This window comes from Mycolicibacter icosiumassiliensis, assembly GCF_900078685.2.
In the GTDB taxonomy this organism is placed as follows: Bacteria; Actinomycetota; Actinomycetes; order Mycobacteriales; family Mycobacteriaceae; genus Mycobacterium; species Mycobacterium icosiumassiliensis.
Map to the genome: position 1 here is coordinate 70,567 of NZ_LT546170.1, position 17,037 is coordinate 87,603.

The 17,037-nt window shown below is 66.4% G+C and carries 17 protein-coding genes; 3 read left to right on the forward strand and 14 right to left on the reverse strand.

Going from position 1 to position 17,037, the window contains the following annotated elements; all coding sequences use genetic code 11:
- Positions 1 to 35 precede the first annotated feature (35 nt).
- From BN4346_RS42935 to BN4346_RS42995, 13 genes are all read right to left on the reverse strand, one after another.
- Positions 36 to 575: a hypothetical protein gene (locus BN4346_RS42935; RefSeq protein ID WP_154677668.1), complete on the reverse strand. Its 540-nt coding sequence runs from the start codon at positions 573 to 575 to the stop codon at positions 36 to 38.
- A 17-nt stretch (positions 576 to 592) separates the two neighbouring features.
- Positions 593 to 1,081 carry a mammalian cell entry protein gene (locus BN4346_RS42940; protein WP_067976394.1) on the reverse strand — a complete coding sequence of 163 codons (489 nt, stop codon included), beginning with the start codon at positions 1,079 to 1,081 and terminating at the stop codon, positions 593 to 595.
- Positions 1,078 to 1,749: a mammalian cell entry protein gene (locus tag BN4346_RS42945; protein ID WP_067976194.1), complete on the reverse strand. Its 672-nt coding sequence runs from the start codon at positions 1,747 to 1,749 to the stop codon at positions 1,078 to 1,080. The genes BN4346_RS42940 and BN4346_RS42945 overlap by 4 nt, the downstream gene beginning before the upstream one ends.
- The gene (locus BN4346_RS42950; RefSeq protein ID WP_067976196.1) at positions 1,746 to 3,443 is read right to left on the reverse strand and encodes an MCE family protein; all 1,698 of its coding nucleotides are present in this window, start codon (positions 3,441 to 3,443) and stop codon (positions 1,746 to 1,748) included. The genes BN4346_RS42945 and BN4346_RS42950 overlap by 4 nt, the downstream gene beginning before the upstream one ends.
- Positions 3,444 to 3,449: 6 nt before the next feature.
- The gene (locus BN4346_RS42955; RefSeq protein ID WP_067976197.1) at positions 3,450 to 4,637 is read right to left on the reverse strand and encodes an MCE family protein; all 1,188 of its coding nucleotides are present in this window, start codon (positions 4,635 to 4,637) and stop codon (positions 3,450 to 3,452) included.
- Positions 4,634 to 5,968, reverse strand: coding sequence for an MCE family protein (locus tag BN4346_RS42960; protein ID WP_067976200.1), 1,335 nt, complete (start codon positions 5,966 to 5,968; stop codon positions 4,634 to 4,636). The genes BN4346_RS42955 and BN4346_RS42960 overlap by 4 nt, the downstream gene beginning before the upstream one ends.
- Entirely contained in the window at positions 5,965 to 7,023 is a 1,059-nt protein-coding gene (locus BN4346_RS42965; protein WP_067976202.1) for a virulence factor Mce family protein, read from the reverse strand. The genes BN4346_RS42960 and BN4346_RS42965 overlap by 4 nt, the downstream gene beginning before the upstream one ends.
- Positions 7,010 to 8,047, reverse strand: a complete 1,038-nt coding sequence (locus tag BN4346_RS42970; protein WP_067976204.1) for an MCE family protein — start codon at positions 8,045 to 8,047, stop codon at positions 7,010 to 7,012. The genes BN4346_RS42965 and BN4346_RS42970 overlap by 14 nt, the downstream gene beginning before the upstream one ends.
- The gene (locus BN4346_RS42975; RefSeq protein WP_067976207.1) at positions 8,047 to 9,219 is read right to left on the reverse strand and encodes an MCE family protein; all 1,173 of its coding nucleotides are present in this window, start codon (positions 9,217 to 9,219) and stop codon (positions 8,047 to 8,049) included. Before BN4346_RS42975 ends, BN4346_RS42970 begins: the two co-directional genes overlap by 1 nt.
- Before the next feature lie 40 nt (positions 9,220 to 9,259).
- On the reverse strand, positions 9,260 to 10,102 hold the full coding sequence (locus BN4346_RS42980) for an MlaE family ABC transporter permease (protein ID WP_065042408.1): 843 nt from the start codon (positions 10,100 to 10,102) through the stop codon (positions 9,260 to 9,262).
- Between the two features lies 1 nt (position 10,103).
- Positions 10,104 to 10,868 carry an MlaE family ABC transporter permease gene (locus BN4346_RS42985; protein ID WP_046286802.1) on the reverse strand — a complete coding sequence of 255 codons (765 nt, stop codon included), beginning with the start codon at positions 10,866 to 10,868 and terminating at the stop codon, positions 10,104 to 10,106.
- A 240-nt stretch (positions 10,869 to 11,108) separates the two neighbouring features.
- Complete coding sequence (locus BN4346_RS42990; protein WP_067976211.1) at positions 11,109 to 12,017, reverse strand: 3-oxoacyl-ACP reductase; 909 nt, start codon at positions 12,015 to 12,017, stop codon at positions 11,109 to 11,111.
- An 80-nt stretch (positions 12,018 to 12,097) separates the two neighbouring features.
- A complete protein-coding gene (locus BN4346_RS42995; protein ID WP_024442226.1) occupies positions 12,098 to 12,292 on the reverse strand; it encodes a ferredoxin in 195 nt (64 codons plus the stop codon).
- A gap of 193 nt (positions 12,293 to 12,485) precedes the next feature.
- Between BN4346_RS42995 and BN4346_RS43000 the strand changes: the two genes are divergently transcribed.
- Positions 12,486 to 13,664 (forward strand): acyl-CoA dehydrogenase family protein, encoded by a 1,179-nt coding sequence (locus BN4346_RS43000; protein ID WP_067976212.1) that lies wholly within the window; start codon positions 12,486 to 12,488, stop codon positions 13,662 to 13,664.
- Between the two features lie 33 nt (positions 13,665 to 13,697).
- Positions 13,698 to 14,795, forward strand: coding sequence for an acyl-CoA dehydrogenase family protein (locus BN4346_RS43005; RefSeq protein ID WP_067976214.1), 1,098 nt, complete (start codon positions 13,698 to 13,700; stop codon positions 14,793 to 14,795).
- A 5-nt stretch (positions 14,796 to 14,800) separates the two neighbouring features.
- Here the strand turns inward: BN4346_RS43005 and BN4346_RS43010 are convergent, their stop codons facing one another.
- Positions 14,801 to 15,277: a nuclear transport factor 2 family protein gene (locus BN4346_RS43010; RefSeq protein ID WP_067976215.1), complete on the reverse strand. Its 477-nt coding sequence runs from the start codon at positions 15,275 to 15,277 to the stop codon at positions 14,801 to 14,803.
- Positions 15,278 to 15,306: 29 nt separating this feature from the next.
- Here BN4346_RS43010 and fadD17 point away from each other — a divergent pair, with 29 nt between their 5' ends.
- A complete protein-coding gene (gene fadD17, locus BN4346_RS43015; protein WP_067976216.1) occupies positions 15,307 to 16,821 on the forward strand; it encodes a long-chain-fatty-acid--CoA ligase FadD17 in 1,515 nt (504 codons plus the stop codon).
- Positions 16,822 to 17,037: the final 216 nt, after the last annotated feature.

The following is a 17,037-nucleotide window of genomic DNA, read 5'->3' on the forward strand; positions in this document are numbered from 1 at the left end:
GCGGCGCCCGGCTGACGCCGCGCTTGCGATCGACGCTAGCTACACAGGTGGACCGGGTTGTCCTGACAGGTCAGCGGGTAGTGAATGACCGGGTTCGGCAGCGGCGAGACGAACGTCAGCGTGAACGGGCGCTTCTCCAACCCGGGCTGCAACCCACACACCGCGGTGTGCGACTGGGTGTAGGTGCCGTTGAGGGACGTGTCGAACTGGTACATCTCATCGCTGCCGGCGGTGCTGCCGTCGGAGCACTTGGTGCCGGCCAGCAGCGGCGTCTTGTAAGTCCATCGACCGTTCGACAACCGGTAGGCCCCAGCCTGACCCGGCGGACCACTGCTTTCGACCTGCAGTTTGCAGCCGACCGCCATGTGCAGCGGCACCCGGCCATCACCCACCGTCGGGACACACAGCGGGTAGATCCTCCAGGTCGCGGTGGTATGGCCGTCGTTGTAGGTGTAGACACCCTCCAGCGTGCCCTCCGGAATCGCATCGTCATCCGCGCCTGCTGGGACTGCCAGGCCGTTGGCCGCCGTCATCGCCGCAGCCAAGGCGACCAGACCACGAACGAGTTTTCCCATGGTGCTCATCCTCTCAGCTAGATCGGCGCGATATTGCTGATCAGCCACTTGCGGTCGATCTTGCGGAAGTCGACCCGCAACCGACTGCCCTCGTAGTACTTCTCCTTGGACTTGCCCGTCACAGTGCGGTTGACGAACACCAGCACCGACCCGGAAGTCCGGCGTGCAGCCATGGCACCGACGCCGACGACATCGACCTGGTTCACCAACTGCTTCTCGCGAGCCTGCGGAATGATCTCGTTGGCGGCCCGCGCCTCGAACTCGCGACGGTAGTCGCCGGTGAACATCGGGTAGGTCTCGGTCAGGCTCCGCTCTACGGTCTTGTACTCGTAGCCGAGCACCTTGGGGATCTCGTCGGCTGTCAGCCTGACCAGCTCGGTGCGTGCCATCTGCTCTCCGCGCGCCTCGACCCGGCTCCAGTACAGCGCTCCCGCCGCGGTGCCCAAACCCACGAACGCTGCGAGCACCCCCACCAGAACGGCGAGCCAGATCCAGCGGCCCGTCATCGGCTGCCGTCCGGCCACTTGAGGTCGTAGGCGGTCATGTTGCCGGCATCATCTTGGTGCACGATCACCCGCAGCGCATACGGCTGCGAAGGCTTGTTGACGCCATCGACATCGGTGGCGGTAGCCCGCATCGCCACCAGCACCGAAGCATTCGCGGCGATATCGTCGACTCCTTCGAGGGCCGCAGCATTGATGACGGCTTCGGAGCTGTGCTTGGTCTCGTGCAACAGCGCTTTGAGGTTCTCGGCGTTGGCGGCCATGGTGTCGCGCAGCGGGCCGCTGGTGCCCGCCACGAACAGATCCACCTGTTCGTTGATGGTGTCGGGCGTATAGGTGTACATGTTCAGCACGGTCTGGACCGCGGTGTCGATGAATCGCTGGTCCCGCTGCTGCGTCGCATCGGCATGCCGGTGTTGCACCCCGAGCGCGGCGACCAGCCCACCCAACAAGACCGACGCCGCCAGGCCGGCAGCGCCCGCTACTTGCGCGGTCTTGCGGGCGTTGGGCCGGCGCCGCGGCGGCGGTCCGGCCGGCCGGACCGCCCGCACCGCGGCGCGGCTGGGCGCCGGAATCCGTACCGCACTCGGCGGCGTCTCGGCGGCATCGCCCGCCGGTCCCGCAGCCCGCGAAGCCCGGCGCCGTATCTTCGCGTCGTCGGATCCGCTCACGTCTGCCTCGGTGCGAGCATCAGGTCAGCCCAGTTCTCCGCGGGCAGCCATTTGTCCGACCCGGACACGAACACTCCGCTGTTGCCGGCCGGATCCACGAACTTTCCGGCCCGGTCGTAGCTGCTGTAGGCAACACCGTTTGCCTCGGCAGGCAACGGTCCCGGAGCGGGCCCGGGAGCCGGGCCCGGCGCCGGGTCCCGCCCGTAGGGGGGCAGGCCACCGTTGCCCCCGGGACCGGTCGGCAGATTCTGGTCCGGCGGCGCGTAGTACGGCCACGGCGCCGGCGGGTTGGGGCCGAGCTGGTTCGGCGGGAACGGCAGCGGATACGGCGGGTTCGGTGCCGGGCCCGGACCCGCGGGCACACCCGGCGGCAACGCCACCACCGGCGGTCCGGGGTCGTAGTCGGTCGACGGCGGGATGTACGGGAACTTGTTCATCGGCCGCTGCATCCGGGGATCGGTGATCGGGGTGTCGTACGGAACCGGCGGACCGCGCCAGGTGTTGCTGCCCACCGGGACGTAGCCCTGCGGGTCGCGGCAGAGCTGGATAGTCGGCGCACGCTTGCCAGGATATTCCATGCAGGGATAGTTGCGGGCGCCCCGAACTGCGCTCGGATCGTTCTGTGCCGCCTTGCAGTACAGACCCTTGGGCAGTTCCCGGACGGTCTCGTCGGCCGGTGTGCGCATCTCGGTGAACGGCAGGAAGCCGACCGTGCACGGCGGCGGGTCGTGCAGGTCGATCTTGAAGTCAAGCTTGACGCCCTCTTCCATCGGCACGCCACCGGCGACGGTGATCAGCGCCGCCATCAACGCCGGGAACACCACCAGCGCCTGTTCGATCGAATTGCGGTAGATGACGCCGACCCGGCCGAAGTTGGCGATGCTGGCCGCCAGGGTCGGGAACGAGGCCCGGATCCCGCTGAAGGTCGTGTTGGCCTCGTCGGTGACGCTGGGCAGGACCTGCAGCACCTCCCGCAGTTGCGGGTCGGCGTTGCGGACCTCGGTGGTGACCGTCGCCAATGACCGCGCCAGTTTCCGGATGTCGTCACCGCTGCGGATCTGGGCGTTCAAGAAGGGATCGACCTGGTCGATCAGCGCCGAGGTCGCGTCGAAGTTGTCATTGGCCTCGTCGATCAGCTGCCGCGACGAGGCGATCATCCGGGCCAGCTCCGGCCCCGACCCATTGAACCCGTCGAACGCGTTGCGCAGCAGATCACGAAGGCGGCTGTTGGCGACGCTGTTGACCAGCGACTGCGCCTGGTCGAGCAGTCCGGCGATGTCCTGGCCGATGGCGGTGCGGTCCTGACCGATCCGGGCGCCGTTGCGCAGCGCAGTGGCAGCCGCGGACTGCACCGGCGGAACCAGGTCGATGTACTGCTCACCGATCGCGGACATGCTCTTCACGGTGGCGGTGACGTTGTCCGGAATCTTGGTGCTGCTGTTGAGCCGCATCTCGGCGTCGACGCCGTGCTCACTGAGCCGGATGGACTCCACCCGACCCACGGTCACGCCGCGGAAGGTGACGTTGGCGCTCTTGTAGATGCCGCCGCCGCCGATGAAGTCGGCCGTCACTTTGTAGGTGCCGATGCCCAGCCGGCTCGGCGCATGTAGATACAGGATCGCGATCGCACCGACGGCCAGCACTGTGACCACGGCGAAGATCCCGAGTTGAATTCGAACGAGGCGAGTCAGCATCGCAGGTCATTCCTCATAGTGGACAGCCGTGCCGGGCGGGATCTTGAACGGGTCGGCAGCCTGTCCGGACAGGTTCGCCATCTCCCCAATCAAGAAATCGGGTGGGTTGAGGACGTCGTGCATGTGCGGCATGTTCGGGTCGAAACCGCCAGTGGTGAATATGGTTTCGCCGAATCGGCGCAGGGTCATGTCGAAGATGACATAGACGTTGAGGAAGTCCCCGCGCACGGCGTTGCGCAGGTACATCGACGGGAACGGGAACGTCGGGATGAATGGGAACGCCGTCACCAACTCGTTGGCGTTGTCGGCGAACGCCTTGACGACCGGGTACAGGTCTTTGATGTCGGCCGCGAAGTCGTCCTTGGTCTCGGTCATGATCCGCGACCCAACCGTGGCCAGCCTCTGCAGAGCCCCGAACGCGTCAACGATGTTGGCGCGGTTGTCGTTGAGCACCTGCAGCGCGGCCGGCATGGTGTCCAGCGCACGGGCCAGGCTGGGCGCACTGCGGGCCAGCGTCACACCGACCCGGTTCAGCCCGTCGGCGGCGGCGATGATGTCGCGGGCCTGGCGGTCCAGCGATGCGGTGAGCTCAGCCAGCCGGGGAATCAGACCGGCGAAGGTGCCGGCCCGGCCGGCGACAGCTGCGTACGTCTCTTCGGTGATGTCTTGTAGCGCACCCAGGTTGCCCTGGTTGACCACCACGCCCAGTGACGACAGCACTTCTTCGGTGCTGGGGTAACGCCCGGTACGGCTGAGCGGAATCTCATCGCCCGGGGCGAGCTTGCCGACCGCAGGCTGGTCGATCGGCTCGGACAGCTCGATGTGCTGGGAACCCAGCAACGAGGTCTGCGCGACCTTCGCGATGGCGTTGGCCGGCAGATGCACGTTGCCGTCCAGCGACAGCTTGACCGCGGCATAGAAGCTGCCGTCGGGCTGCTGCACGGCCCGAATGCCCGAGACACTGCCGACGGTGACGTCGTCGACCATCACCGGCGAGTTCTGCGGCAGGGTGGTGACGTCCGGCAGTTGCACCGTGATGCTGTAGGAACCGCGGCCGTGACCCGCGGTTCCCGGCATGTTCAGCGAGTTCAGGCCACCGAATTGGCAGCCCGACAGCACCAGTGCCCCGGCGCCGAGCGCCGCACCCCGCCGGCCGACCCGCTGCAGCGCGCCTCCAAGAGACTTCACGCTCATCCGCCCTCCCGTGGTGCACCGGCACCGGGTTGCGCCGGGCCGGTCGGACCGGGCGCCTTGCCCAGCTGCCCCGGCGCCGGCGGCGGCAGGAACAACCCGGCGACATCGTCGGTACTCGGCGGCGTGACACCCGGCGCCGGCAGCCACTTCAGGTAGGGCACCGGGGTCTGCGCCTTGGCCTCGGTGGCCGGCGTGTCGTAGATGATCTGGCCCTTGTAGGCGGTGATGGAGTTGATCGGGTGGAACAGCAGCGGCACGAAGTTCATCGACCACCGGCGCATAACCGGCCCCATCCGCTCCTTGCAGATCTCCGCCCGCTTGAAGTTGTCCGGCACCGAACCGATGTCGAAAACGCCACCACAGATGAACTGCACCGGGTTGGCGAAGTCGGGCAGCGACAGCAAGCCACTCAAGGTGCCCTGGGCGGGGTTGTAGATGTTGTAGAAGTTGACCAGGCCGTGCGGGGTGATGTGCAGCACCTGCTCGAAGTTGTCGCTCTGCTCCGACAACATGCTGGTGAACTCCGCCAGCTTGTTGACCTGTGCAATCAATGCGTCGTTGTTGTCGTGCAGGAAGCCCCGGACATCACGCAGCGCCTGGTTCAACGTGCCGAACGTAACGTCCAGATCCTTCGAGCTGTCGGCCAGCACCGCCGACACCGCGGCGACATGGTCGGTGAACTGCACGATCTGTTCGTTGCTACCCGAGAGCGCGTCGACGAGCACCTGCAGGTTCTTGACGGTGCCGAACAGGTCGGTGCGCGAGTCACCGAGCCGGCCGGTGGTTGCCGACAGTTCCCGCAGTGCGCTGCGGAACGAGTCGCCGTTGCCGTCGAAGGTGTCCGCGGCCTGATTGACGAGTGTGCTGAACGCACCGTTGAGCTTGCCCTGCTCGGGTGCCAGTTGCGCGCTGAGCTGGGTCAGCTCCTGCTTGACCTCATCCCATTCGACCGGGACCGCGGTGCGGTCCTCGTCCAGCGTCGCACCGTCGGCCAGCTTCGCTCCCTCGGTGTATGCCGGGGCCAGCTGAATGACTCGCGCCGACACGATATTCGGCGCCATCAGCACCGCATGCACGTCGGCGGGCAAGGGCACGCCCTTGTTCACCGTCATGGTGATCTTGACGTTCTCGGCGCGCGGCTCGATGGATTCGACCCGACCGACCGGGACGCCGACAACGCGGACGTCGTCGCCCGGGTAGAGGCCCACTGCCGAGGCGAAGTAGCCGGTAATCCGGTAGCTGCGTTGCGCGGGCAGCACGACGTAGGCGGCGGCGGCCAGCAGTACGGCCAGCGCCCCGGCGAGGACGATGCGTGAATTTCGGCGCGTCATGGTGACTTCGGCTTAATGATCGTGCGCTCGGAAATCATTCCGCGCAGGTAGTCGGCCAGGCTGTCGGGGAGCTTGCCTGGCTGGAAGAACATGTCGACCATCACCTCGGACATGGTGGGCGGCGGCATGCCGTACAGGTTGATCTGGAAGCCCGGACCCGAGGCCACCACCTCGCCGAGCGTGGTGGCGTAGCCGGGCAGCCGGTCCAGCGCTCCAGAGATCCGGTCCTTGCGCTCGATCAAGTTGTCCATCACGAGGTTGAGCTTCTGCAGGGTCGGACCGATCTCCTTCTGGTTGTCGGCGACGAAACCGGAAAGTTGTTGCGACACATCGTCGATGCCACCGATCAACGCGCCGATCGCTTGCCGGCGCTCATCCAGCGCAGCGAAGAGCTGGTTGCCGTCGAGTACCAGCTGGTTAACCTGGGCGGCACGCTGATTGAGCACACCGGTGACCACCTTGGCGTGAGTCAGCAATTGGCCCAACGCCTCGTCGCGACGGTTAATGGTGCGCGACAGTGCGGCCACCCCGTCCAGCGCTCCACGCAACTGCGGAGTCGCCTCACGCATCGAGTCGGTGAGCACCTGCAGTGCTTCCTCCAAGCGCGGCTTGTCCAGGTCGCGAGCATCGCCGCCGAGGTCCTGCAGCGCGTTGTTCAGCGTGTACGGCGCCCGGGTGCGTTCGAGCGGGATCGTGGTGACCGAACCGGCACCGGCGGGCGTGACCGACAGGGCCTTCTCACCCAGTACGGTGTCGGTGCGGATCGCGGCCAGCGACTGATCGCCCACCCGGACCTTGCGGTCGACAGTGAAGTCCACTTTGGCGCTGGGCCCGGCCAGCGCCACCGACTTGACCTTGCCCACCCGGATCCCGGACACCGTCACGTCGTTGCCCGCGATGATGCCGCCGGCATCGGCGAAGTAGCCGTGATAGGTCTTGCCTTGCGGCCAGAACGGCAGGCTGGTGTAACCGAACGACACCAAGACCAGGCATGCCACCAGGGCGATGCCCAACGTACCCGTGCGAACCGGGTTTACGCCGTCAATTTTTGACAGGAGAGCACCTCCCCTTACTGGTGTCGTTCTGGCCGCCCATCGGCACCGTGATGTCGCTGCCGGCGGGGCCGTTCAGCTTCAGGGCCACCGTGCAGTAGTTGATGTTGAAGAAGGAGCCGTAGGCGCCCAACGCATTTAGCCGCAAGTAGTTCTCTTCCAGCGGGTCGATGACGTCGTTCAGCTCCTGCTTGCGCTTGTCCAGCACGGTGGCCAGCGGTCGCACGTTCTCGATCACGCCCTGCAGCGGCCGCCGGGTGCGGCGCAGCGTGTCGGCGAGGTCGTTCTCCACCGAGGACAGTGGGCCGATCGCGCCGGCGATCGCATCCTTGCCCTGCGCCAGCCCGGTGACCAGCTGCTGCAACCGGTCGACGGTGGCGTCGAACTGCTCGCTCTTGTCGTCAACTGTGGTCAGCACCGTGTTCAAGTTGGTGATCACGTCACCGATGAGCTGGTCGCGGGAGGCCAGCGTGGTGGTGAACGAACTGGTGCTGGCCAGCATCTGCGACAGCGCGCCGCCCTGGCCCTGCAGCAACTCGATGAGCGCACTGCTGATCTCGTTGATCTTGCCGCCGTCCAGGCCCTTGAGCACCGGGCGCATCCCGCCCAGCAGCGCATCCAGGTCCAGGGCCGGCTGAGTGTGGTCCCGGGCGATGGTGCCACCGGGCGGCAGCTTACGCAGCTCGCCGGCACCGGAGGCGATTTCCAGGTACCGGTCGCCGACCAGGTTTTCGTACCGGATCAGCGCGCGGGTCGAGTCGTACAGCTGGTAGCGCTTGTCGACGTCGAAGGTGACCTTGACGTTGTTGTCCGGCGTCAATTCAACACGTTTCACCGTGCCCACCGGTATTCCGGCGATCCGCACGTCCTCGCCACCCTTGAGCCGCGAGGCGCTGGCGAAGTCGGCGTGGTAGGTGTGGTTCGAGGCGAACCGGAACTCGCCGAACACCACCACCAGACCGACCGACACCAGCAGCATGGCGACGGCGAAGATCGCGACCTTGATCTGGGTGCTGCGCGGGCTCATCAGTATTCATCCCGTTCCGCGAAAGCGCCGTTGAAGAGGAACTGCACGGTGGACGGCGCGTCGAACTGCACCTCGGTGTTGGGCTGGAACGGGATGTAGGCGCTGTCGGTCACCAGGAACGGTGAGCGGAACCAGGAGCCGCCGTACTGCTTGCTGGGGATGTCCGGCAACCCGCGGCAGTTCGGTCCGCCGGTCGCGTTGGCCACCGGCAGGCTCTCCGGGTAGGTGTAGGCCGGTGCGCCCGGGATGAAGCTGGACTGCACGTACAGCGCCGGCTTGGTGCCGCCCAACGACGGGCCGAACCGCTCCAGCGCGCCCTTGACCCCCTTGAATAGACAGCCGAACTCCGGTGAGTACTCGGCCAGCAGGCTACCCATGGCACGGAACCGCTGAACACCGGCGATGAAGTCGTCGGCCGCCGGAGCCAAGGTGTCGTAGCCGTTGTTGGCTAGCCCGGTCGTGGCCAGCAGCGCCTTGTTCAGGTGGTCGCGCTGGTCGACCAGTGTCTTGCTGATCGTCGGGACGTTGTCGAAGGTGGTCGCCAGGTCCGGCGCGGCATCGCCGTAGATATTGCCGACGATCGCGGTCTTGGCGAAACCCGACTGCAGCTGGGGCAGTTTGGGATTGAGCTTTCCGAGGTAGCTGTTCAGCCCGGAGAGCAGCCCGCCCAGGTTGTCGCCGTTGCCCCGCAGGCCCTCGGCCAGCGCGCTGATCGATCCGTTGAGCTGCACCGGGTCGATCTTGTCCAGCAGATTGGTCAGCTTCTGGAACAGCGTGTTGACTTCCAGCTGTACGTCGGATGCCTGAACGTTCGCGCCGTTGCGCAGCGTGGCACCGGAGGGCGTCGGCGGCGGAATGAACTCCACCGACTTGGCCCCGAAGATGGTGTTGCCGGCGATACGCACGGCCGCGTTCGACGGAATCTGGTGCATCGCGGAGCTGTCGATGGCCAGGAACAGCTTGGCCTGGTCGCCCTGGTACTTGATCGCCTTGACCTTGCCGACCTGAATACCGCGGTATTTGACCTTGGCGTCCTGTTCCATCACCAGGCCGGCGCGCGGCGAGGTGACGGTGACCTTGTCGGTGGAGATGAACACCGACACGTAGGACAGGTAGGTGAACACGGTTGCGGCAAGCAGGATGGCACCGAGGATTGCCGCAGCAATCCGCACCTGGGTACGCCTCGATCCCGTTTGCACGTGTATTCCCCTGCTATCCCGAGAGGTTGAAGTTGCCGGACCCGCCGTAGACGGCGAGTGAAACGAACAGCGTAATGACGACGACGACGACCAGTGAGGTTCGCACGGCTTGACCCACCGCGATGCCCACCCCAACCGGGCCGCCGGCCGCGTTGAAGCCGTAGTTGGTGTGTACCAGCATCACCGCGACCGACATGATGATCGCCTGTAGGAAGGACCACAGTAGATCTGTGGGGATCAAGAACGTGTCGAAGTAGTGGTCATAAAGGCCCGGTGACTGCGAGTTGATGAACACCGTGGTGGACCGGGCGGCGAAGAACGCGGCCAGCACCGACAGTGAGTACAGCGGGATGATCGCGATCAGGCCCGCCACCAGCCGGGTGGACACCAAATACGACACCGCATGGACCGCCATCGATTCGACGGCATCGATCTCCTCGGCCACGCGCATGGCGCCCAGCTGCGCGGTGGTGCCGGCCCCGATGGTGGCGGCCAGCGCGATGCCGGCAACCACGGGCGCGACGATCCGCACGTTGAGGAACGCGGACAGGAAGCCGGTCAACGCCTCGATGCCGATGTTGCCCAGCGAGGAGAAGCCCTGGACCGCGATCACCCCGCCGGAGGCCAGGGTGAGGAAGGTGGCCACCCCGACCGTGCCGCCGATGATGGCCAGCGCGCCGGTCCCCATGGTGATCTCGGCGATCAGCCGGATGGTCTCCTTGCGGTACCGGGTCAGCGCGTTGGGGACGTAGCGGATCGATTCGGCGTAGAACAGCGCCTGTTCGCCGAAGTTGTCGACGGCCTTGGGCACCCCGCGGAACAACCGCCGGAATCGCAATGTCGCGTCGTAGCTCATGTCACTTCACCAGCACTCGGACGCTGATCGCGGTCATGACGACGTTGATGACGAATAGACAAATAAAGGCGTAGACGACGGTCTCATTGACCGCGTTGCCAACGCCTTGGGGGCCGCCCTTGGCGGTCAGCCCGCGATAACAGCCGATCAGACCGGCCGCCGTGCCGAACAGCAGCGCCTTGATCTCGGCCATCACCAGCTCGCCGAGCCCGGTGAGCACGGTGAGACCGTTGATGAAGGCGCCGGGGTTGACGCCCTGCAGAAAGACGGAGAACACGTAGCCGCCGACCAGGCCGATCGCACACACCAGGCCGTTGAGCAGCAATGCGACGAACGTCGAGGCCAGGGCCCGGGGCACCACCAGTCGCTGGATCGGGTCGATACCGAGCACCCGCATCGCGTCGATTTCTTCGCGGATGGTTCGGGCACCCAGATCGGCACAGATGGCGGTCGCACCCGCGCCGGCCACCACGAGGACGGTCACCACCGGTCCCAACTGGGTGATGGTGCCGAACGCCGTTCCGGCGCCGGACAGGTCGGCAGCGCCGATCTCGCGCAACAGGATGTTGAGGGTGAACGCCACCAGCACGGTGAAGGGGATCGCGACCAGTACCGTCGGCAACAGCGACACCCGGGCGATCATCCAGGTCTGGTCGAGGAATTCGCGGTACTGGAAGGGCCGGCGAAACATGGCCCGGAAGGTCTCCAGGGACATCTCCACGAAACCGCCCACGGCCCTAGCCGGAACCGTGAGCTGTTCGATCAAGACGCGTCCTTCCCTCAGGTCGGGCTTCTGGGGCATCGGTAGTCGCAAAACTGTATCCGGCAACCTCGTGGAGCCGACGTCGTTCGTGCGATTCTGACGCCGCTCCGCGTGAGCCGGATCATATTAACTAGAACACGTTCTCAGTGTCAAAGAACACGTTTTGGCGAGATTCCAGAGATATTCACCCTGGTCACAGCGCATTGTGATCCACGCCTCTCTGTAACGCGTTCTAATTTTGCTCTAATCGCCGGACATCAGTTCGGACGCGGAAAAAGTGCGGGCCGGATCCCGGCCGGCGAAGTAATTCGCCAGCGTGTCCGAGAGCCCGGCCGGATCCCACGCCTGCCCGTCCGCGCTGAACTTACGTTCGACGGTCGGCGCGGCCATCAGGGTTACCTCAGGTCCGTAGACCACGAAGACCTGACCGCTGACCGCAGCCGAGGCCGGCGATGCCAAAAAACGGACCAATGTCACCACGTGCTCGGGCGACAGCGGGTCGATCTCGCCGTCACTCACCTTGGCCTCGCCGAATACATCGGCGGTCATGGCGGGGCGGGCCCGCGGGCAGATCGCGTTGGCCGACACGCCGTAGCGGCTCAGCGCCCGGCTGGCCGACAGCGTCAGCGCGGTGATGCCCGCCTTGGCCGCGCCGTAGTTGGCCTGCCCGACCGGACCCATCAGGCCGGCCTCCGAAGAGGTGTTGATGATGCGGCCATAGACGGTCCCTTCGGAATCCTTGGCCTTCTGCCGCCAGTAGGCGGCCGCGTTGCGGGTCAGCAGGAAATGTCCACGCAAATGAACTGCGATGACAGCGTCGAAATCGTCGTCGGACATGTTGAACAACATCCGGTCGCGGGTGATCCCGGCGTTGTTGACGACGATGTTCAGCCCGCCCAGGCCGTCGGCGGTGCTGACGAGCTCGTCGGCGGTGGAGCGCTGACTGATGTCGCCGGCCACCGGCACGCCCTTGCCGCCGGCCGCGGCGATCTCGTCGATGACGTCGGAGGCCTCCAGCGCCGGCGCGATGTCGTTGACGACGACCGTCGCCCCGGAGCGGGCCAACCCGATCGCCTCCGCTCGGCCCAGGCCGGCGGCCGCTCCGGTCACCACTGCGACTTTGCCGGTCAGGTCGATCGCGTTGTCAGTCATGTACGCCGCTCCTTTTACGTCACCGGCGCACTCGTCGTCACCGGCGGTTATGAATACCTCTAGTCGTTGCCCGTGGGAGGCTAGTCGTCGACGCGGCGCAGCGCGGCCCGCGGGCACTCGGCGATGGCCTGCTCGGCGTGGGCTTCCCGGTCCGCCGGGACCGGAGCGAGTTTGACCTCCGCCTGCTCGTCATCGTTCAGATCGAACAGGTCGGGGTCGATTCCGACGCAAATCGCGTTGCCCTCGCAACGATCCAGATCAACCTCTACTCGCATGACATTCTCCTGTAAAAGCCCTGCGCCGACCGAGCGTTTTCGGCCGCCGTCATCCACTAGTGTCACCATACGATCCGACAGCGTTCCCACACGAGCCGCTAGGGCCGTTGGACCCCGGGACTAGAACGTGTTACAACGGGCTGTCGAACCAGAATCTTATCGTGACACCGATCACCAACGAAGGACTCCCCCGATGCAGATCAGCTATACGCCGGCCCAAGAAGAGCTGCGCAGCGAACTGAGGTCCTACTTCACCACGCTGATGACGCCGGAGCGTCGTGAGGCCCTCAGCTCGACCCAGGGCGAGTACGGCACCGGCAACGTCTACCGCGAGACCGTGGCCCAGATGGGGCACGACGGCTGGCTGACGCTGAGCTGGCCGAAGGAGTACGGCGGCCAGGCACGTTCGCCGATGGAGCAGCTGATCTTCACCGACGAGGCCGCGATCGCCGGTGCCCCGGTGCCGTTCCTGACCATCAACAGTGTCGCGCCGACCATCATGGCGTTCGGCACCGAAGAGCAGAAGAAGTTCTTCCTGCCCAAGATCGCCGCCGGCGAGCTGCACTTCGCGATCGGCTACTCGGAGCCGGGCGCCGGCACCGACCTGGCCTCGCTGCGCACCACCGCGGTACGTGACGGCGACGACTACGTGATCAACGGCCAGAAGATGTGGACGTCGCTGATCGCCTACGCCGACTATGTGTGGCTGGCGGCCCGGACGAACCCGGAGGCCAAGAAACACCGCGGCATCTCGATGCTGATCGTGCCCACCACCGCCGAGGGTTTCTCCTGGACCCCGGTGCACACCATGGCCGGCCCCGACACCAGCGCCACCTACTACCAGGACGTGCGGGTCCCGGTGACCAGCCTGGTCGGCGAAGAGCACGCGGGCTGGAAGCTGGTGACCAACCAGCTCAACCACGAGCGCGTCGCCCTGGTCTCGGCGCAGCCGATCCTGCTGGCTCTCGACGAGGTCCGCGAGTGGGCACAGAACACCAAGGACGCGCACGGCAACCGGATCATCGACTCGCAGTGGGTGCAGCTCAACCTGGCCCGGGTGCTGGCCAAGGCCGAAGTGCTCAAGCTGATCAACTGGGAGCTGGCCTCAACTGACAAGGCCGCGCCGTCGCCGGCGGACGCCTCGGCGGCGAAGGTGTTCGGCACCGAGCTGGCCACCGAGGCCTACCGCCTGCTGATGGAGGTGCTCGGCACCGCCGCCACCGTGCGCCAGGACTCCCCCGGCGCACTGCTGCGCGGGCGGGTGGAACGGATGCACCGGGCCTGCCTGATCCTGACCTTCGGCGGCGGCACCAACGAGGTGCAGCGCGACATCATCGGCATGGTCGCTCTGGGCCTGCCCCGTAACCGCTGACCCAATACCCAAGGACTTTGGAGACAAGTACTCATGGACTTCACCACTACAGAAGCATCTGACGACCTCTCGGGTCTGGTCGGCACCATCGTGGACGCGGTGTGCACGCCCGAGCGCCAGCGTGAACTCGACGCGTTGGAGCAACGCTTCGACACCGAGCTGTGGCGCAAGCTGATCGACGCCGACGTGGTGTCCAGCGCGGCGAGCGAGTCGTTGGGCGGCGGCGGATTCGGCGTACTGGAGCAGACGGCGATCCTGACCGCACTCGGCCGTCAGCTGGCCGCGGTGCCCTACCTGGAGTCGGTGGTACTGGCCGCCGAGACGCTGGCCAAGTTCGGCTCCGCGGAGCTGCAGCAGGCCTGGGGCGCCCCGGCCGTGGCCGGCGAGAAGATCCTCACCGTCGCCCTCGACGGCGACATGGGCGAGGGCCCGGTCCGGGCGGCCGCCGCTGGTGAGGGGTACCGCCTGACCGGGACCCGCACCCAGGTCGGTTTCGCTTCGATCGCTGACGCCTTCCTGGTGGCCGCCGAAACCGATTCCGGCGCAGCGGTATTTCTGGTGGCCGCCTCCGATCCCGGCGTGACGGTGACCTCGCTGGCCACCACCGGACTGGGCAGCGTCGGCCACCTGGAGCTGTCCGGGGTCGAGGTGGAGGCCGGTCGCCTGATCGGTGGCGCCGACGTGCTCGACCACCTGAGCAGCGTGGCGGCCCTGGGCCACAGCGCCTACCAGCTGGGCGTGCTGGAGCGCGGCCTGGCCCTGACCGCCGAATACGCCCGCGAGCGCGAGCAGTTCGACAAGCCGATCGGCAGCTTCCAGGCGGTGTCGCAGCGGCTGGCCGACGGCTACATCGACGTCAAGGGGCTGCGGCTCACGCTGACGCAGGCGGCCTGGCGAGTCAGTGAGGGACTGCCCGCGACCACCCAGGTGGCCACCGCCGCATTCTGGGCGGCCGAGGCCGGACACCGGGTGGCGCACAGCATCGTCCACATTCACGGCGGGGTCGGCATCGACATCGATCACCCGATCCACCGCTACTTCCTGGCCGCCAAGCAGACTGAGTTCGCAGTTGGCGGCGCCACCGGGCAGCTGCTGGCGATCGGCCGCGAGCTGGCCGAAACCCCGGCCTAGCTACTTCAGCGGTTCAGCGCGTCGCCGAACGTCACCTTGAACCCGGGGATGTCCGACAGCGGCACGGTGGCGTCGTAGGTGCGCTGGTAGCCGGTGGAGCTGATCTTCCAGCCGTCGGCGGTACGCCGGTAGGTGTCGTGGTAGAACGCCGCGCCGATCAGCATCAGGTTGGCGTCGGGCACGATCACCCGGTCCTGCAGGTACCAGATGCCGCTCGCGGAGTCCGGGCCGGTGAGGGTGATCTCGGGATGGTTGACCCGGTGTTCGCTGATCAGGTTCGCCGGCATGACGGTGCGCATGAACGTCACCAGCGAGTCGCGATCGGCGAACTTGTGGTCGCTGCCCATCGATTTGCCGTAGTCGGCGCTGACGTCTTCAGTCAGCGTGTCCGCGAAGTCGTCCCAGTGCTTGGTGTCCAGCGCTCGCAGGTAGCGGTACTTGACTTGCTTGATGGCTTCTATGGCTTGGTGCGAATCAGTCACCGCTCTATTGCAGCACTAATCTGATCACCATGTCAGCACCCGCCAATATCGACCAACAGTCCACCGTCACAGCACTGCTGGCGCAGGTGGCCGAGGTGGACGACCGCGGTGTCTTCTACGAGGACACCTTCGTCAGCTGGCGAGATCACATTGCTGCGGGTGCCCGGCTCGGTGCCGCGCTGCGGGCCCGCCTCGATCCGGACAAGCCACCGCATGTCGGTGTGCTGCTGGGCAATACGCCGTTCTTCTCCACGATGCTGGTGGCAGCGGCACTGACCGGCATCGTGCCGGTCGGCTTGAACCCCACCCGCCGGGGTGCAGCCCTGGAGCGCGACGTGGCCCACGCGGATTGCCAGCTGGTGCTGGCCGACAACACCGCCGACGCGGGAGTTCCCGGCATGATCGATGTCGAATCACCCTCGTGGCAATCGGAATTGGCCGGCTACGACGACGCACCGGTGAGCTTTCGGGAGGCCGACCCCGACGAGCTGTTCATGCTGATCTTCACCTCCGGCACCAGTGGTGACCCGAAGGCGGTGCGCTGCACGCAGTGGAAGGCCGCGTTCCCCGGGGTGATGCTCTCGCAGCGGTTCGGGTTGGGGACCTCCGATGTCTGCTATCTGTCGATGCCGCTGTTCCACTCCAACGCGGTGATGGCGGGCTGGTCGGTGGCGGTGGCCGCCGGCGCGTCGATCGCGTTGCGGCGCAAGTTCTCCGCTTCGGGGTTCATTCCCGACGTACGCCGCTTCGGCGCCACCTACGCCAACTACGTGGGCAAGCCGCTGTCGTACGTGCTGGCCACCCCGGCTCAGCCCGACGATGCCGACAACCCGCTGCGGCTCCTGTACGGCAACGAGGGGGCGCCCCGCGACCTGGAGCGGTTCGCGGTTCGGTTCGACTGCACCGTGGTCGACGCGTTCGGCTCCACCGAGGGCGGAGTGGCGATCGGACGCACCCCGGACACCCCGCCGGGCGCGCTGGGACCGTTGATCGACGGGAACACCATCATCGACGTCGAGACCGGCGCGCAGTGCCCGCCCGGGGTGGTCGGCGAGTTGGTGAATGCCAGTGGGCGTGGCCAATTCCGCGGCTACTACCGCGATCCCGAGGCCGAGGCGCAACGAATGGCCGGCGGCATCTACCACTCCGGCGACCTGGCCTACCGTGACGATGCCGGCTACGCCTACTTCGCCGGCCGGCTCGGCGACTGGATGCGGGTGGACGGCGAGAACCTGGGTACCGCACCGATCGAGCGAGTTCTGCTGCGCCACAACGCCGTCGCTCAGGTGGCGGTCTATCCGATCCCGGACCCCGCAGTCGGCGATCAGGTGATGGCCGCGCTGGTCCTGGCCGCCGGGACGTCGTTCGACACCGACGATTTCCGCGCTTTCCTGGCCGAGCAGCCCGACCTGGGCCCCAAGCAGTGGCCGTCCTATGTGCGGGTGGCCGAGGAGTTGCCGCGTACCGAGACGTTCAAGGTGCTCAAGCGGGTGTTGACCGCCGAGGGTGTGGACTGCGCCGACCCGGTGTTCCGAATCCGCTAGAGCCGACATCGCATCGCGTCGTCACCGTTGAGATTGCGCTCGGGGCTGTTGTTTGAGCCAGCGACATCACGACCTTGAACGCAATTTCAAACGTACAGCTGTGGACGGCCCCGCCGCGTCACCACAGATTGCGCGGCCCGGCGCGCAATACTGAATCAATGCTCTTCGCCCGCCGAGTGCTGATCACGGTCCTGGCCGCCGCCCTGGCCTTACCCC

What these genes read in the sequence shown, in the direction of transcription:
- BN4346_RS43000 (WP_067976212.1), top strand. Translation starts at nt 12,486, where the DNA reads ATGCAGATCAGCTATACGCCGGCCCAAGAAGAGCTGCGCAGCGAACTG.
- BN4346_RS42940 (WP_067976394.1), bottom strand. Translation starts at nt 1,081, where the DNA reads ATGACGGGCCGCTGGATCTGGCTCGCCGTTCTGGTGGGGGTGCTCGCA.
- BN4346_RS42935 (WP_154677668.1), bottom strand. Translation starts at nt 575, where the DNA reads ATGGGAAAACTCGTTCGTGGTCTGGTCGCCTTGGCTGCGGCGATGACG.
- BN4346_RS42950 (WP_067976196.1), bottom strand. Translation starts at nt 3,443, where the DNA reads ATGCTGACTCGCCTCGTTCGAATTCAACTCGGGATCTTCGCCGTGGTC.
- BN4346_RS42990 (WP_067976211.1), bottom strand. Translation starts at nt 12,017, where the DNA reads ATGACTGACAACGCGATCGACCTGACCGGCAAAGTCGCAGTGGTGACC.
- BN4346_RS42995 (WP_024442226.1), bottom strand. Translation starts at nt 12,292, where the DNA reads ATGCGAGTAGAGGTTGATCTGGATCGTTGCGAGGGCAACGCGATTTGC.
- fadD17 (WP_067976216.1), top strand. Translation starts at nt 15,307, where the DNA reads ATGTCAGCACCCGCCAATATCGACCAACAGTCCACCGTCACAGCACTG.
- BN4346_RS42955 (WP_067976197.1), bottom strand. Translation starts at nt 4,637, where the DNA reads ATGAGCGTGAAGTCTCTTGGAGGCGCGCTGCAGCGGGTCGGCCGGCGG.
- BN4346_RS42970 (WP_067976204.1), bottom strand. Translation starts at nt 8,047, where the DNA reads ATGAGCCCGCGCAGCACCCAGATCAAGGTCGCGATCTTCGCCGTCGCC.
- BN4346_RS42980 (WP_065042408.1), bottom strand. Translation starts at nt 10,102, where the DNA reads ATGAGCTACGACGCGACATTGCGATTCCGGCGGTTGTTCCGCGGGGTG.
- BN4346_RS42960 (WP_067976200.1), bottom strand. Translation starts at nt 5,968, where the DNA reads ATGACGCGCCGAAATTCACGCATCGTCCTCGCCGGGGCGCTGGCCGTA.
- BN4346_RS43005 (WP_067976214.1), top strand. Translation starts at nt 13,698, where the DNA reads ATGGACTTCACCACTACAGAAGCATCTGACGACCTCTCGGGTCTGGTC.